The organism is Cereibacter sp. Soil_C_27, assembly GCF_057657095.1.
In genome coordinates this window covers 1-13,965 of the sequence record NZ_JBDGJD010000018.1, presented here as the reverse complement: position 1 = coordinate 13,965, position 13,965 = coordinate 1, and the positions used below count along the sequence as shown (strand labels likewise).

The window sequence follows — 13,965 nt, the reverse complement described above, 5'->3', positions numbered from 1 at the left end:
TTGGCGCGACTTTCTGGGGATTACGGCGTTCCGGCCCTGTGCCGACGCCCCTGGCGCGCGGCTTGCGCTGAGCCAGCGCCGCGCCGCACATCGGTTTGCGAAATACATATGTAATTATCCGGATTTTTTCTGGCCTTGGCTCGGGGCGAGCCAGCAAGCGGCCCTGCCCGGAGAGGCGGAGCCGGGGTTTGTCAATTGAAGACGGGCGGGTCGATCACGGGCGCTGTGACCGATCTGGCCGACGTGCCCCCGGCATCCGGGGGCGATCTGTAGTCGCCGGTTTAGAAGCCGAGCGTCTCTTCGGACGCATGCTCATCCTGCAGATCCATCAGAGCGAGCAGCCGCTCGACCGCGAGCTCCATGAGCGCCTCCGCCCGTCGTGCAGTAGGTCCGCCGCCGTCCGAACCCCACAGCCCACTGTTCGAGCCGATGAAGTGCAGGAGGTTGTCCCGGTCCGGTGCGTGCTCCATGCCGAGTGCGCAATGAATAAAACGCGCCGCGAAGACGAGCCTGCGATCTGATGCGAGGATGATCGGCGCATCGCCGGCGATGCGGGCAGCCTCGATGGCTGCGTTCGTCGCGTCCTCAGCTGCCGCGTCGAGGTCACTCAAAGCCAGATCCCACACGGCGGGGCTGGCGCGCAGCTCCTCAGCGGCGCGGGCCTCCGCCAACGCGTTCGACAGCACGGTGAATGCCGTGAAGGCGGGAGAGGCGGGGTAGGCCAGGCGCGCCCGCGCGGGTTCGGAACGCGATGCTTTGATACCGCCAGCCAAGGTGATAGAGGTAGTTACAGCCATGGTAGTCTCCTTACTGAGATTGCTGTGTCAGGGCTGGGCGGGGAGCTAGAACCTTCCCCTCAGCCCGTTGCATTTGTGTGCAACTGAGATTAACATGCACTCATCCACAATGTATGTCAACTGCACACAAGTGAACTCATGACGAAAACTTCTGCTATCTCAGTCCGTGTTACGGAAGACACAAAGCGGGCCGTCGAAGAGGCGGCTGAAGCCGATGGCCGCTCCATCGCTTCTTATGTCGAGCGGCTGCTGGTCGCGCATCTCAAAGACGCGGGATTTCTTTCCAAATAGGCTCTTCCAAATGACCAACGGCGGCCGCGGGCTCTAGGCGACCCGATGCGAAGTCGGTGCGCGACATGGTGCCGCCCACCTTATAATTCCGTTGGCCAGCGTATCTTCCCGGCGCCGCAGACCAGCTAAGCCCTTTCGGGTCAGGGATCTCGGTTGACAAAGTTAACTGGAATGGGGCCGTAACGGCATGCGCAGATGGGACGTCGGAAAGTGAAGGAGTGATCTCATGGTAGATCAGACCCAGAAAGCCGAGGCGAGGACGCCACGCGCCCCTGGCAGCGTCCCCAAGGTTCGGACCCGGGATGCGGAGGCGACCAAGGCCAAGTTGCTGCGGGTGGCTACCACCGAATTTGCCAGCAGGGGCTACGACGGCGCGCGTGTGGAAAGCATCGCGCGCAATGCTGGGGTGAATATCAATCTCGTTTACCACTATTTCGGGAACAAACAGGGGATCTACGTCGCTGCGCTGGAGTCGATTTATGTGCTGATCCGCAGCCACCATCAGGACATGGTGCTGCGCAACCTTGATCCGGAAACCGCGATGAGCGAACTGGTGCGCTCAACCTTCCGCATGTTCGTCGAAACTCCGGAGGCGATAGGCCTTCTGGCGACCGAGAACATCCAGCGCGCCCGCTATGTCCAGGACTCGCAGTTGATCTCGGGGCTCTACAATGCGCTTCTCGAATTCATCCGGGACACGCTGGAGCGCGGCGTGGCGGCTGGCGTGTTCCGCGACGGTGTCGATCCTGTGGAGCTCTTCGTTTCGATCAACGCCGAAGGCTACTTCTACCTGTCGAATCGCTACACGCTGGGCTTCATCCTACATCAGGATCTGATGACGCCCGAGCGTCTCAAGACGCGGGAAGAGCACATCGTGGCTGTCATCCTCGGCTTCCTTCGACCGTAAGTCTTAGAAAACATTGAGTTGAAGTGGCCCTTCGCACTGAAGGGCTCTCGAGTCACATCGCTTGACAGGTGGCTTCTCTATCAATTAAGTTTTTACTTAATTAGGGAGGACTTCATGACGAGACATCTTTTGTCCCACGATCTGCCGGACAGCATTGCCACCGAGGAAGAGCTTGAAGAGCTGCTTTCGCGCCCGACGCCGTGGCTCTCGGACCTGCTCGCGCAGGTGGATGGAGACATTGCGGTGCTGGGGGTCGGTGGAAAGGTCGGGCCGTCTCTGGCGCGTATGGCCAAGCGGGCTGCTCCGGAAAAGCGGGTGATCGGCGTAGCGCGCTTCTCTGAAGCAGGGTTGCGGGACGAACTGGAAGCGGCGGGCATCGAGACAATCGTCTGTGACCTTCTAGACCGGGACGCCGTTGCAGCACTCCCGGACGTGTCCAATGTCATCTACATGGCGGGCAAGAAGTTCGGCACCGATGGTGATCCTAGTTTTTCTTGGGCGATGAATACCCACGTTCCGGCGCTGGTAGCCGAACGCTTTCGCGCTGCCCGGATCGTGGCCTTCTCGACCCTGTGCGTCTATCCTTTCGCCCCCTTTGCTGGCGGCGGCTGGAGCGAGGATGTCCAGCCCGGACCGACCGGCGACTACGCCACAAGCTGCGTGGGCCGCGAGCGGGTGTTTTCCTACTTCTCGCGCAAGCATCAGACTGCCGGGCGTCTGATCCGGCTGAACTATGCCATCGACATGCGCTACGGCGTGCTGCACGACATCGCGCGCTGGGTGATGGACGGAAAGCCGATCCCGATCGGCACAGCTTTCGCTTCGGTGATCTGGCAGGGGGACTCCAATGCGCAAATCCTCGGCGCATTGGCCCATGCCACAACTCCAACGACACCGCTGAACGTCGGCGGACCGGAACATGCCAGCGTGCTGATGATTGCGGAGGAGTTCGGTCGCCGCTTCGGGAAGACACCGGTGATCGAGGGCGAGCCCGCAGCCTCAGGCTGGTATAACAACACCTTGGCGGCTCAGCGCCTTTATGGCTACCCGACGGTGCCGCTTGCGAGAATGATCGACTGGGTGGCCGATTGGGTCGGTCGTGGGATGCCCTCGCTCGATAAGCCCACGCACTACGAAGAGCGCGCGGGGCATTTCTGAGACGACGGGATGAGGACAGACGGCGCGTGTGCGGCGCGATATCCGCATCATCAGGGAGGATGACACAATGACGATGAAGACTGGAACAACGGCCTGTGCGGCTGCGCTTATGCTGGGCCTGCCGGGTGCCGGTCAGGCTGCCGACAGCTTGACCTTCGTGCTCAACTGGACCACCTCGGGGGAGCATGCGGCGGTCTATTACGCGCAAGATGCCGGGTGGTTTGCCGAAGCTGATCTGGATGTTACGATCGAGCAGGGGCAGGGCTCCACCGTCGCCGCGCAGAGGGTCGGGGCGGGGTCCGCCGAGATGGGCATCGCCGACTTGGGCGCCGCGATGGTGGCCAAAGGGGCTGGCGCCGACCTGAAGGCGGTGATGAACATCTACGCCAACTCCCCCTACCAGATGTATTGGCTGAAAGACTCCGGCATGACGGGCCTGAAGGACTTCCCTGGGCACAAGTTCGGCAACCCGCCCGCCGACGCCGCTCGAGCCATGTGGCCCGCGCTGGCTGAGGTCAACGGCATCGATCCAGATAGCGTTCAGTGGGTGAACATCTCGCCGGCGGCCAAGGTCAGCGCGCTGATGTCCGGCGACATCGACGGCACCACCTACTTCTCGAACTATCACCACATCATGGCGGAAGCCTTCGGCGACAAGTTGATGTGGTTCGCCTGGCGCGATCAGGGGATGAACCCCTACGGCAACTCGGTCGTAGCCAACGGCGAGTTTCTCCGCGACAACCCCGAAGCGGTGGGTCGCTTCGTGAAGGTCATGCAGCGCGCCAGTGTTTATTGCGCCGAGCATGCACAGGAATGCGTGGACGTGCTCCCGAAATATGCGTCGGGGCTGCGGATCGAGAGCGAGATCCAGAACTGGAACGGCGTCATCGAACTGATGACCGACGAGACCTCAACCACGGTCGCAATGGGGCAGTTTGTGCCCGAGCGGGTCGCGGCGGATGCCGAGCTTGTCAGCAAGGTCTTCGACATCCAGACCGAGTTCTCGCCCGAGGAAATCTACACCAACGAGTTCCTCGACGCCTCGATCAAAATGGTCGCCGCACCGACCAACTGAGCAGCCCATCCGGTGGCAGGGCCGCTCTGGCCCTGTTTCACCCAACGGAGTTTTGCATGTCCCATTCTTCCACCAGTCCCGGCAACGCCATGCACCGCTTTGTGCTGCCCATCGGCGTTCATGTCGCCGCCATCGCCCTGTGGCAGATCGGTGCGGACTACGGCGGTCTACCGAAATATCTCCTGCCGTCCCCATGGGAGATGGTCCAGACGCTCGGTCAGTCCCGCAACCAGTGGCTCGCCAACACTTGGGTGACCACTGTCGAGATCTTCGGCGGGTTCCTCCTGGCCGCGGTGATCGGCGTCGGTCTGGCGCTGCTGTTCTCGTGGAGCCGGGCCGCAACCTCCGCGCTGATGCCGCTGCTTGTCTCGCTGAACATGATCCCGAAGGTCGCCCTCGGCCCGATTATCATCGTCTGGCTGAGCTACGGCATCAACACCAACATGCTGATCGCTTTTGCCATCAGCTTCTTCCCGATCGTCATCACGACGTCGCGCGGGCTTGCGGAAATTGAGCCCGAAATGCTCTATCTGGCCCGGACGTTGAACGCCAGTCGCTGGCAGATCTTCCGCAAGATCCAGTTTCCAGGAGCGCTGCCCTACATCTTTTCCGGGATGAAGGTTGCGGCCGTTCTTGCCGTCGCCGGAGCGATTGTCGGCGAGTTCATCGGCTCCGACCGGGGACTTGGCTACCTGATGATCCAGGTGCAGGTGAACCTCGATACCGCCACGATGTTCATGGCCGTGACCATCATCACCCTGATCGGCGTGGTGATTTATGGAGCCGTCGCGCTTCTTGAATGGCTGCTCGTCAACCGCAGAGGTGCCGCATGATCCCTCAACCATTCATCCGCATGGAAAACGTCCGCAAGGTCTACGGGCAGGGCGGATCCAAGGAATACGTCGCGGTTTCGGATGTGACGCTCGATATTCATGAAGGCGAGCTCATGTCCATCGTCGGTCCCTCGGGCTGTGGGAAGTCGACGATCCTGATGATCCTTGCAGGGCTGACCAGCCACGAGGGGGGGAGCGTGCAGATTGGGTCTGAGGCCAGCCCGTTCAATCCCAAGCGCGATATCGGCATGGTCTTCCAGCAGTCGCTCCTGCTGAAATGGCGGACGGTCCTGGACAATGTGCTGCTTCCAGCGGAAATCCTTGGCCTGCCCATGGCGGAGGCGCGTGACCGGGCGCGGGATCTCTTGGCGCTGGTCGGTCTCGAGGGGCAGGAGGCGAAGTTCCCCAAGCAGCTGTCGGGCGGTCAGCAACAGCGTGTCTCGATTGCCCGTGCGCTGGTGCATGACCCCAAACTGGTGCTGATGGACGAACCCTTCGGCGCGCTGGACGCGCTGACGCGGGAGAAGATGAACCTCGAGCTCCTACGGATCTGGGAAGCGAGCGGCAAGACCATCCTCTTCGTGACGCATGGCATCAGCGAGGCCGTGTTGCTCGGCTCGCGCATCGCGGTGATGACGGCGGGGCCGGCTCGTCTTGCGGCGCGGATCGACGTCGATCTGCCCTATCCGCGCACGCTGGACATGAAGACGCATGAGCAGTTCGGCGTCTACACCCGGCAGGTCTACGAACTCCTCGGAATGAAATGAAAGACGACACAATGGCGAACGGTCTCATGGCCTTCTGGGCGGACATCGACCCGGACTATGTGCTGCGCTATCAGCAATGGCACAACTGCGAACACATTCCCGAACGGGTTTCGATCCCCGGGTTTCTGGCCGGTCGGCGCTACCGGGCGATGGATGACGCCCCCCGGTTTCTCATGATGTATGAGACGGAGGGGCCGCAAGTCCTCACCTCCGCCGCCTACATGGCCGCGCTGAATGCGCCGACCGACTGGACGCGCGAGGCGCTCACCCATTTCCGCAAGCCTGTGCGGACGGTCTACTCGATACTAGCGGCGGAAGGCGGCGGGGCGGGGATCACTGCGCCCTATGTGCGGACGATGCGGTTCGATCTGAGCGACGTCGGTGCCGAGGCCCGGCTTGCCGCCTGGACCAGCGCTGCGGCTGCAACGGCAGGTGTAAAGCAGATCCGTGTCTGGAAGTCCGACGCAGCGGGGTCCGATGTGGCTACCTCGGAGCGCGCCATTTATGGCGGCGGTCCGGGCAAGCAGGCTTTTGTGGCGCTCATCGAGTTCTTGGCTCCTCCCGGGGACGATCCGATCGCTGCCGGCGACGCCGCAGAACCGCACGTCTCGGAGAGCCGCCGGGACGCCGAGACTGAAACTTTCTGGCTGGAGGTCGCCCATCGCGCCCCGGCCCTGACCGGAGACACCGCATGAAACTGCTTCGCTATGGCGCACCGGGCGCCGAACGTCCAGGCCTGCTCGATGCCGAAGGCCGCATCCGCTCGTTGGAGGGTCATGTCGCCGATATCGGCCCCGAGGCGCTGTCGCCCGAGACGTTGAGCCGCTTGGCTGCGCTTGATCCGGCGAAACTGCCCGAGGTTGCGGCAGGGACGCGCCTCGGTCCCTGCGTCGGCGGGATCGGAAAGCTGATCGGCATCGGCTTGAACTACTCAGACCATGCAGAGGAATCCGGGCTGCCGGTGCCGTCGGAGCCCATCGTCTTCCTGAAGGCGACCAGCTCCATCTCCGGTCCGCATGACGACGTGCGCATCCCGGTAGATGCGGTGAAGACCGACTGGGAGGTCGAACTGGCGTTTGTCATCGGCACGAAGGCGAAGCGGGTCTCCGAAACGGAAGCGATGGATCACGTTGCGGGCTATCTCATCTGCAATGACGTTTCCGAGCGGGCGTGGCAGGCCGAGCGGCAGGGGCAGTGGACCAAGGGCAAGAGCCACGACACATTTGCCCCGCTCGGGCCTTGGATGGTAACGCGGGACGAGATCTCGGATCCGCAGGATTTGGGCATGCGGCTTTGGGTAAACGGCATTCCGCGCCAGAACGGCTCGACCCGCACCATGATCTTCGGCGTCGCCCATCTGGTAAGCTATCTCAGCCATTTCATGACGCTCCACCCCGGCGACGTGATCACCACCGGCACGCCGCCCGGCGTCGGTTTGGGGATGAAGCCGCAACTCTATCTCAAAACCGGCGACGTGATGCGTCTGGAGATCGACGGACTGGGCCAGCAGGAACAAAGGGTGGTGCCGGACCATGACTGATCCCCGTGCCGAGGATTTCGGCACCTATGACTTCATCGTCGTCGGCGCTGGATCAGCGGGCTGCGTCCTGGCCAACCGGCTCAGCGCCGATCCGCGCCACCGGGTGCTGTTGCTGGAAGCGGGCAAGAGCGACAATCACCTCTGGGTGCATGTGCCGGTGGGCTATCTATTCGCGATCGGCAACCCGCGTCTCGACTGGTGCCTATCGACCGAGGCCGAGGCGGGCCTGAACGGACGCAGTCTGCTCTACCCGCGAGGCAAGGTCTTGGGGGGCTGCTCGTCGATCAACGGCATGATCTACATGCGAGGCCAAGCCCGCGACTATGACATCTGGCGGCAGATGGGAAATCCCGGCTGGGGCTGGGACGATGTGCTTCCCTATTTCCGCAAGTCCGAGCACCATTACGGCCCGGCGGACGACCTGCACGGATCCGGCGGCGAGTTGCGTGTGGAGAAACAGCGGCTGAACTGGCCGATCCTCGACCGGGTTCTGGCCGCGGCGGCGGAACTGGGCATCGAGCCGACCGAAGACTTCAATGCCGGCGACAACGAAGGAGCTGGGTATTTCCCGGTGAACCAGCGCCGTGGGCTGCGCTGGAATGCCCGGAAGGCCTTTCTCGATCCGGTGCGACGACGCTCGAACCTGCGCATCGTCACCGAGGCGCAGGTGGAGCGGCTGGTTCTGGACGGGCGCGAGATAAAGGGCGTGACGTTTCGCCGGGGCGGGAAGCTCTGGCAAGCGGGGGCATCGGCGGAGACCGTCCTCTCAACCGGTGCCATCGCGACACCGCATCTGCTGCAGCACTCTGGCATCGGCCCGGCTGCGGTGTTGTCAGCACAGGGGATCGAGCAGCGCCTCGATGCTCCAGGGGTAGGCGAGAACCTGCAGGACCACCTTCAGGTCCGCACGATCTTCCGCATCACCGGAGCGCGCACCCTGAATGACCGCTACGCCTCGCTGTTCGGTCGCGTCGCCATCGGCGCGGAATATATGCTGCGCCAGTCGGGACCGATGGCGATGGCTCCCAGCCAGCTTGGCATCTTCACCCGCTCCTCGCCGGAGCACGAGACGGCAAACATCGAATACCATGTGCAGCCGCTGTCGCTTGACGCTTTTGGGCAGCCGCTGCATCTGGAACCCGCGCTGACCGTCTCGGTGTGCAACCTGCGTCCAGAAAGCCGGGGCACCTGCCATATCGCCAGTCCCGATCCGGGGAAGCCGTCGCAGATCCGTCCGAACTACCTCTCCACTCCCGCCGACCGCCGGGTGGCGGTGGAGGGCATCCGCCATGCCCGCAGGCTGATGGCGACGGAGGCGCTGAGACCCTATGGGCCGAAAGAGCTGAAGCCCGGGCCGCAGGTTACCAGCGACGACGAACTTCTCACGGCTGCTGGCGACATCGCCACGACCATTTTCCATCCGGTCGGCACCGCGCGGATGGGCACCGATGCAATGGCCACCGTGTCACCGGAACTGACGGTTCATGGCCTGTCCCGGCTCAGCATCGCCGATGCCTCGGTGATGCCGACAATCCCGTCGGGCAATACGCATGCGCCAGTGACGATGATCGCCGAGAAAGCTTCAGGCATGATCCTCGCCCGAGCCCGCGGATGACACGCGTCGTCACCGACTGGCCGATGGTCTTCCTCGCCACGGCGGGGGGAGCGGCGGCGGCGATGCATATCGGGAAGGCTGCCGCAGCGCTGCCCTTGATGCAGGCGGAGCTTGGAACAACGCTGACGCAAGCTTCTATCTATCTCTCGATGATCAGCGCGTGTGCGGCGCTGACGGGTCTTGTCATGGGGCGCGCCGCCTCGGCCATCGGGGTGATGCGTGCAGGAGTGATTGGTCTCACGCTCATGGGTCTTGCGTCTCTCGCCGGATCATTTGCCGGAACAGAGGTTGTTGTTCTGTTTACGCGCATCGTCGAGGCTATCGGCTTGCCCTTGGTGGTGACGACAATGCCTGCCTTGGTGCAGAGCGCCACTGCGCCTGGCGACCGTCCCCTCGCCCTTGGCCTTTGGGCGGCCTGGCTGCCCATCGGAGTCGCGCTCAGCATGGCGCTAGCCTTCGGGATGTTAGACGATCATGGCTGGCGATCGTTCTATGCGTTCTGCGGGGTGGCATCGTTGGCGCTCGGCGGTTTGCTGCATTTGGCGCGCCACAGGGTTAGGGCGCTCTCCTCTGCGCCGCCAGTGAATCGCCTGCCGAAGATGGGCCATCCCCTCTACCGCATGGCGCTGGTTTTCTTGCTGTTTTCGGCGGCGAACATGATCTTCATGGGCTTTCTTCCCAGCGTCATGATCGGCGCGATGCACTACGAAACTGCGATGGCGACCGGGCTTGGATTTGTCTGTGCACTGCTTCTGCTGCCAGGGAACATCGCCACGGGAGCAGCAGTTGGAAAAGGTGTCAGCCGCTTAGGACTGACGCTGATTTCCTTCGGCGGAATCGGGTTATCAGGAGTGGTGTTTCTCTCTCCATTTCCCGATGTGATGAGGATAGCCGCCGCCCTCACTCTTGCTGCGAGCACCGGCATTGCGCCAGCCTTGGTCTGGTCATCTGTGCCGCCCCTTGCGGAAGATGCCGACATCGCTCCGTCTATCGCTGCAGGCGTGCTTTATCAGGCGGCAGGGCTCGGGCAGGTGTTCGGGCCGATAATCGCCGGAGCAGTCGTGGGAGCCACGCTGAATTGGGAGAGCGCCGGGCTGGTCCTGATGGCCTGTGCACTAGCCGCAATGGCGATAACCTGGCACTCGCGCAAACTACCAGGGTTTCGGTGAGCGCGATGTATCAGGACTGCGCACACTACGGGTTGGACCGCCATAAAGGATTCAATCGATGTCCAGCACTATTTTTGCAGAATGACGGTCCTCCAGCATGTAGTCCTGCGCCGCAGCCGCCTCGTTCAATGGGAAGACGCGGTCGACCACTGGATTAAGGACCTTGCCGAAGTGGGGTAACACATCCCGCTCATAGGCCCGCACCACCGCGGCGTGTTCGGCGCGGGAGCGGAAGGTGACGCCGATCAGCTTCAGGCGCTTGCGGGCCAGTTCGTCGATGTTCAGGGTGTCGATGCGCCCACCGAGATGTCCGACACTGACGATCCGCCCCGCCAGTGCTGCTACCTGCAGATGAAGTCAAGCGCGCCCGCACCGACTTTGTCGATGATGACATCAAACCTGTGCTGCCCGGTGGCGGCTCTCCGAGGGACCGATCCACGTCGACGAACCTGCGCGTCGGATCTCGTCTGCATTCGGCAAGTCTCGCACCGGAAATCGGATCGCTCAAGCGACGAGACGGGCGATCAGTTCGGCGCGTCAAAGGGATGCCAACCTTTGGCAGATCAGGGATTTCGTGCTGACGTCTGAGCAAGACGCGGCCCCGCCGATCCGTGATCGTCGAGCTGAAACGGGTGCCTTGCTCAAGGTGGAATATCTCCCCCTGATGAAATTGCAGCAGCCGCGCATCGGGTCCGATCCGAGTGCGGTGCGATACCGCCCCAGGAAATGACGCGCGCGGTTGCCCGGTTGCTCAGTTTCCAGCGGGTCGGTGCAGATCTCTCCAAGGCAATCCTCGCAGTGGTAATGCAGGACTGACGTTCCTCGCTGGGGATGATCGGCAGGAGCCAGGCCCGGAGCGGAGATGCTCCGGAGCCGATGTCTGCACGACCGCGGACGGCCCAACAGTCTCGCGTAAGATTGCTCCATCAGAACAAGGTCATCCTCAGGAGAAGCAAGCTCCGGTCCAGCAGGATGCTGGCCGCAGGACCTGCGATACGGCGCAGCCGTAGAGCAGGTCCGAGGAGGGGATCGAACGGGGGTATCCCCCTTCGCGAGCGGCGTTGTTGCGATCCGGGCCTGCCCGGATTGCAACAACACTAGTGAGTAACGGACCGACAATTCCTGTCCGTGCCCGTGCGATGATTTTCTAGGGATGACCTTAGCCTGAATGAGAAGCTCTTCTTCAGCAAGGCCTACGTGTCATGAACGCCATTACCTCCATCACTGCGATCCAGTTCTTCCAGCCAGCCCCCGCAGTTGTCGAAGGCCCGCCCATCGTTCTTAGGTTCGAGGGCCTGCATCCCAGTGACCTCAGGAGGCTTGCGATGCATGACCGACGTGCCGGGGGTGATCTGCTGCATGTTGACCTTGAACAGACGGACGCAAATCGGACGGAGTTCGGTGAGACGACCTGGATCGAGGATCTGAGGCTCGAGGTCGATACCGCGTCACGCCAGAACCTTGATGCCCATCTCGAGGCGCTGCTCGCGAGGTCGCGGAAGAAGGACGCGGCCAAGGTCAGGGAGGCCGGTGTTCGTGATCCGTGGAAGCGTTGCAGCGACGGCCCGCTTAGAGAAGGCATTCTCACAGTCAACAAGATGTGGTTCGGCGGGACAAGCATCGGCGCGTGGAAGGGTGATCAGGTCGAGAAATTCCGTAACCACGCCCTCGCCTTTCTGCAGCAGCATTTTCCGGACGGACAGCTTCGGTTTGCCGCCTCGCATTCTGACGAAGAGGCGTTTCATCTTCACTTCGTCGTAGCGGTCTGGACGCAGCGGGAGACTGCAAACCGCGGCGTGCAGCGGCTGCTGCAGGCTGCGGCAAATCCGCTGCTGGCTGACTATGAGCATGCGCAGGACGTGGCCGGCCGTCATTTCGAACAGATCGGCCTGCGCCGCGGCGGACGCCATGCCGCCGCGCGCCGGGCGGCCATGGCCGCTAATGAGCCAGCGGAACCGAAGCGGCGGCATGTGTCTCGGAGCCAATATCGTGCGGAGGAGAAGCGGAGAGCCGAGGCGGAAAAGGCGAAAATCATGGCCAAGGCGCGCGTCGAGGCTGACGGCGTCGCCGAGAGCGCCCGGGCGCTCGGCCAGTCCGCCATCCACAAGAGCCGCAAACGCGCCGTGCGCGAAGCGCAAGCTCAGAGGGCGGCATCAGGAAAGGAAGAAGCTTGTGCCATTCGGCGCCGCGATGTGGCAGCGGTCGATGCCCAGAAGGCAGAAGAGCCGGCTTGCGCCGCCCGACTCCGGAAAGAAGAGGATGAGGCAAAGGCCACGGCAGTCATCTCGCGTGCTGGTGCTTATGTCGAAGCAGCCGAGGAGGCGGTCGGGAAGATTCAGTCTCTGAGGCAGGAGACTTCAGAGATGGAAGCGGCATTGGCTTCAAGCCGGCGCGAGATCGAAGCCACCGAGGAGAAGAAGCGCGTTGCCCAGATGGAGCTAGAGCAGGCTGAGGCTCGGAAGAAGTCGGCAAATGAAGATGCGATGAAGGCGCGGATCGCGCAGCACCTGTCGGAGATGGCGGCTGGCGACGCGAAGGCGGAGGCCGAGAAAATCCGCGTGGCCACCATGAGCGAGGCTCGGCGCGTCGATGCTCTTGCCAATGGCCTTGAGCTGTTTGAAGCAGGCGTCTTGGCGTGGCGTCCAGCCACACCGAAGCGCACCGAGGGAATTGTATTTGGACCCGCAGTGCCAAAGGAGGAGAGCGAGCAGAAGGCGGTTGCGGACACTGTTGCGGCTGCCGGCTTGTGGCTGAAGCGGCTGATCATGGTGGTTCGGTCGACAGTCGACGCTGTGCTCAGTGGAGAGCGCAAGAAACTAGTGGAGGACGCTGCGGATCTCGCCGCCGTCAGGAAGGAGATGGGTCTATCGGCGGATGAACGTCTTCAGCGTATTCATAACGCTCACCATTCCGATGAAGATCCCGCGAAGGATATATGAGAGGATTGTGGAGGCGCCGGAGATTGGTCACGTGAAAGCCTCGGATGTTACCATCTTGATGAGGCCGGAGCCGCCTTACCGCACCGTCAGCGTCCCATCGGGCAGGGGCCGCTGCAGCATCTTCGCTTCAGCTCACCCGGTGATAAGCCAAGTATCTTAAACCGTTGGGTCTATTAGAATATGCCCTCGTGTCAGTTGGTGCGGCCCATCGGTCGCGCAGAATGGAGATTTCTGTGCGACGCGGGGCGTTACACAGGCCTGGCGCAGGTCGGCGACAAACGCGGCTGCATCGATGCCTTTTGTCGGCGCCGAGTGTCAGTTTACGCGTCGATCCGGGCGGCGCGCCGTTCGGCATTGCCGTCTGCCTGCGTCAGGGCGCCTTGCATGATCAGGCTGTTGCGGTCCTCCATCAGCGCATGGCTGCTGAAGCAGGGCGGCGCTCCCGGTGCCGGGGGCCTTTGCTGTAGAAGCAGGCATCCGGGTCGGTGGTCGAGCTATGAATGGTATTGGACCGCTCTCGCCCCAGAAGTCACTTCTGCATTGCAGCTCTGGCGGGCTGCGCGGGACACAGGGCCGTTACGGCTTCGGCTGGTGCGGTCTGATCTTGGGCGGTGGCGCCCGGTCTGGGCGGGCTGCCTAGATGGTCATCGGCGGGGTGGTCTCGGCCTTCGGCCGGAAGCGCTTCATCAAGTTCTAGGCCTCGACCAGCGTGTCGTTGACCGAGAAGTGGTTGTCCGACAGAAGCGGCGCGATCTCGCGCTGCGCCAAGACCGCCGCCAAAACTGAGAGCCTTCCGCTGTCAATCGGCACCGAAATCTGACCCCGTATCGGCGTTGAATATTGACCCCCCTCGGGTGGGCGGGATCAGGGCCTG

15 protein-coding genes are annotated in these 13,965 nt (G+C 62.7%); 13 read left to right on the top strand and 2 right to left on the bottom strand.

The genetic code is table 11. The features are described 5' to 3' along the window. Nucleotides 1-199: hypothetical protein (locus AC3A5Z_RS24015; protein ID WP_487521788.1), on the top strand; the 199-nt coding region annotated here is incomplete at its 5' end. Between the two features lie 82 nt (nt 200-281). Here AC3A5Z_RS24015 and AC3A5Z_RS24010 read toward each other — a convergent pair. Next, the gene (locus AC3A5Z_RS24010) at nt 282-797 is read right to left on the bottom strand and encodes a hypothetical protein (protein ID WP_487521787.1); all 516 of its coding nucleotides are present in this window, start codon (nt 795-797) and stop codon (nt 282-284) included. A gap of 138 nt (nt 798-935) precedes the next feature. On the opposite strand from AC3A5Z_RS24010, the gene AC3A5Z_RS24005 reads away from it, so the two are divergent. From AC3A5Z_RS24005 to AC3A5Z_RS23960, 10 genes are all read left to right on the top strand, one after another. Further along, nucleotides 936-1,088 carry a hypothetical protein gene (locus AC3A5Z_RS24005; RefSeq protein ID WP_487521786.1) on the top strand — a complete coding sequence of 51 codons (153 nt, stop codon included), beginning with the start codon at nt 936-938 and terminating at the stop codon, nt 1,086-1,088. Nucleotides 1,089-1,314: 226 nt separating this feature from the next. Beyond that, nucleotides 1,315-1,995, top strand: coding sequence for a TetR/AcrR family transcriptional regulator (locus AC3A5Z_RS24000; RefSeq protein WP_487521785.1), 681 nt, complete (start codon nt 1,315-1,317; stop codon nt 1,993-1,995). A 114-nt stretch (nt 1,996-2,109) separates the two neighbouring features. After that, nucleotides 2,110-3,153 (top strand): NAD-dependent epimerase/dehydratase family protein, encoded by a 1,044-nt coding sequence (locus tag AC3A5Z_RS23995; protein ID WP_487521784.1) that lies wholly within the window; start codon nt 2,110-2,112, stop codon nt 3,151-3,153. 67 nt (nt 3,154-3,220) lie between these two features. Next, a complete protein-coding gene (locus AC3A5Z_RS23990) occupies nt 3,221-4,228 on the top strand; it encodes an ABC transporter substrate-binding protein (protein WP_487521783.1) in 1,008 nt (335 codons plus the stop codon). A 56-nt stretch (nt 4,229-4,284) separates the two neighbouring features. After that, entirely contained in the window at nt 4,285-5,061 is a 777-nt protein-coding gene (locus AC3A5Z_RS23985; RefSeq protein ID WP_487521782.1) for an ABC transporter permease, read from the top strand. Continuing rightward, complete coding sequence (locus AC3A5Z_RS23980) at nt 5,058-5,828, top strand: ABC transporter ATP-binding protein (RefSeq protein ID WP_487521781.1); 771 nt, start codon at nt 5,058-5,060, stop codon at nt 5,826-5,828. The genes AC3A5Z_RS23985 and AC3A5Z_RS23980 overlap by 4 nt, the downstream gene beginning before the upstream one ends. Before the next feature lie 11 nt (nt 5,829-5,839). After that, the gene (locus AC3A5Z_RS23975; RefSeq protein ID WP_487521780.1) at nt 5,840-6,523 is read left to right on the top strand and encodes a hypothetical protein; all 684 of its coding nucleotides are present in this window, start codon (nt 5,840-5,842) and stop codon (nt 6,521-6,523) included. Next, entirely contained in the window at nt 6,520-7,368 is an 849-nt protein-coding gene (locus AC3A5Z_RS23970; protein WP_487521779.1) for a fumarylacetoacetate hydrolase family protein, read from the top strand. The genes AC3A5Z_RS23975 and AC3A5Z_RS23970 overlap by 4 nt, the downstream gene beginning before the upstream one ends. Further along, on the top strand, nt 7,361-8,983 hold the full coding sequence (locus AC3A5Z_RS23965) for a GMC family oxidoreductase (RefSeq protein WP_487521778.1): 1,623 nt from the start codon (nt 7,361-7,363) through the stop codon (nt 8,981-8,983). The genes AC3A5Z_RS23970 and AC3A5Z_RS23965 overlap by 8 nt, the downstream gene beginning before the upstream one ends. After that, nucleotides 8,980-10,152, top strand: coding sequence for an MFS transporter (locus AC3A5Z_RS23960; RefSeq protein WP_487521777.1), 1,173 nt, complete (start codon nt 8,980-8,982; stop codon nt 10,150-10,152). Before AC3A5Z_RS23965 ends, AC3A5Z_RS23960 begins: the two co-directional genes overlap by 4 nt. A gap of 51 nt (nt 10,153-10,203) precedes the next feature. Here AC3A5Z_RS23960 and AC3A5Z_RS23955 read toward each other — a convergent pair whose 3' ends face one another. Further along, complete coding sequence (locus AC3A5Z_RS23955) at nt 10,204-10,476, bottom strand: zinc-binding dehydrogenase (RefSeq protein ID WP_487521790.1); 273 nt, start codon at nt 10,474-10,476, stop codon at nt 10,204-10,206. Nucleotides 10,477-10,585: 109 nt separating this feature from the next. On the opposite strand from AC3A5Z_RS23955, the gene AC3A5Z_RS23950 reads away from it, so the two are divergent. Then, nucleotides 10,586-10,882, top strand: coding sequence for a hypothetical protein (locus tag AC3A5Z_RS23950; protein WP_487521789.1), 297 nt, complete (start codon nt 10,586-10,588; stop codon nt 10,880-10,882). Between the two features lie 472 nt (nt 10,883-11,354). Then, nucleotides 11,355-13,091 carry a plasmid recombination protein gene (locus AC3A5Z_RS23945; protein WP_487521776.1) on the top strand — a complete coding sequence of 579 codons (1,737 nt, stop codon included), beginning with the start codon at nt 11,355-11,357 and terminating at the stop codon, nt 13,089-13,091. Nucleotides 13,092-13,965: the final 874 nt, after the last annotated feature.

Excerpts from the sequence above, each read along its gene's own strand:
- AC3A5Z_RS24010 (WP_487521787.1), bottom strand. The coding sequence starts at position 797 with ATGGCTGTAACTACCTCTATCACCTTGGCTGGCGGTATCAAAGCATCG.
- AC3A5Z_RS24005 (WP_487521786.1), top strand. The coding sequence starts at position 936 with ATGACGAAAACTTCTGCTATCTCAGTCCGTGTTACGGAAGACACAAAG.
- AC3A5Z_RS24000 (WP_487521785.1), top strand. The coding sequence starts at position 1,315 with ATGGTAGATCAGACCCAGAAAGCCGAGGCGAGGACGCCACGCGCCCCT.
- AC3A5Z_RS23995 (WP_487521784.1), top strand. The coding sequence starts at position 2,110 with ATGACGAGACATCTTTTGTCCCACGATCTGCCGGACAGCATTGCCACC.
- AC3A5Z_RS23990 (WP_487521783.1), top strand. The coding sequence starts at position 3,221 with ATGACGATGAAGACTGGAACAACGGCCTGTGCGGCTGCGCTTATGCTG.
- AC3A5Z_RS23985 (WP_487521782.1), top strand. The coding sequence starts at position 4,285 with ATGTCCCATTCTTCCACCAGTCCCGGCAACGCCATGCACCGCTTTGTG.
- AC3A5Z_RS23980 (WP_487521781.1), top strand. The coding sequence starts at position 5,058 with ATGATCCCTCAACCATTCATCCGCATGGAAAACGTCCGCAAGGTCTAC.
- AC3A5Z_RS23975 (WP_487521780.1), top strand. The coding sequence starts at position 5,840 with ATGGCGAACGGTCTCATGGCCTTCTGGGCGGACATCGACCCGGACTAT.
- AC3A5Z_RS23970 (WP_487521779.1), top strand. The coding sequence starts at position 6,520 with ATGAAACTGCTTCGCTATGGCGCACCGGGCGCCGAACGTCCAGGCCTG.
- AC3A5Z_RS23965 (WP_487521778.1), top strand. The coding sequence starts at position 7,361 with ATGACTGATCCCCGTGCCGAGGATTTCGGCACCTATGACTTCATCGTC.
- AC3A5Z_RS23960 (WP_487521777.1), top strand. The coding sequence starts at position 8,980 with ATGACACGCGTCGTCACCGACTGGCCGATGGTCTTCCTCGCCACGGCG.
- AC3A5Z_RS23945 (WP_487521776.1), top strand. The coding sequence starts at position 11,355 with ATGAACGCCATTACCTCCATCACTGCGATCCAGTTCTTCCAGCCAGCC.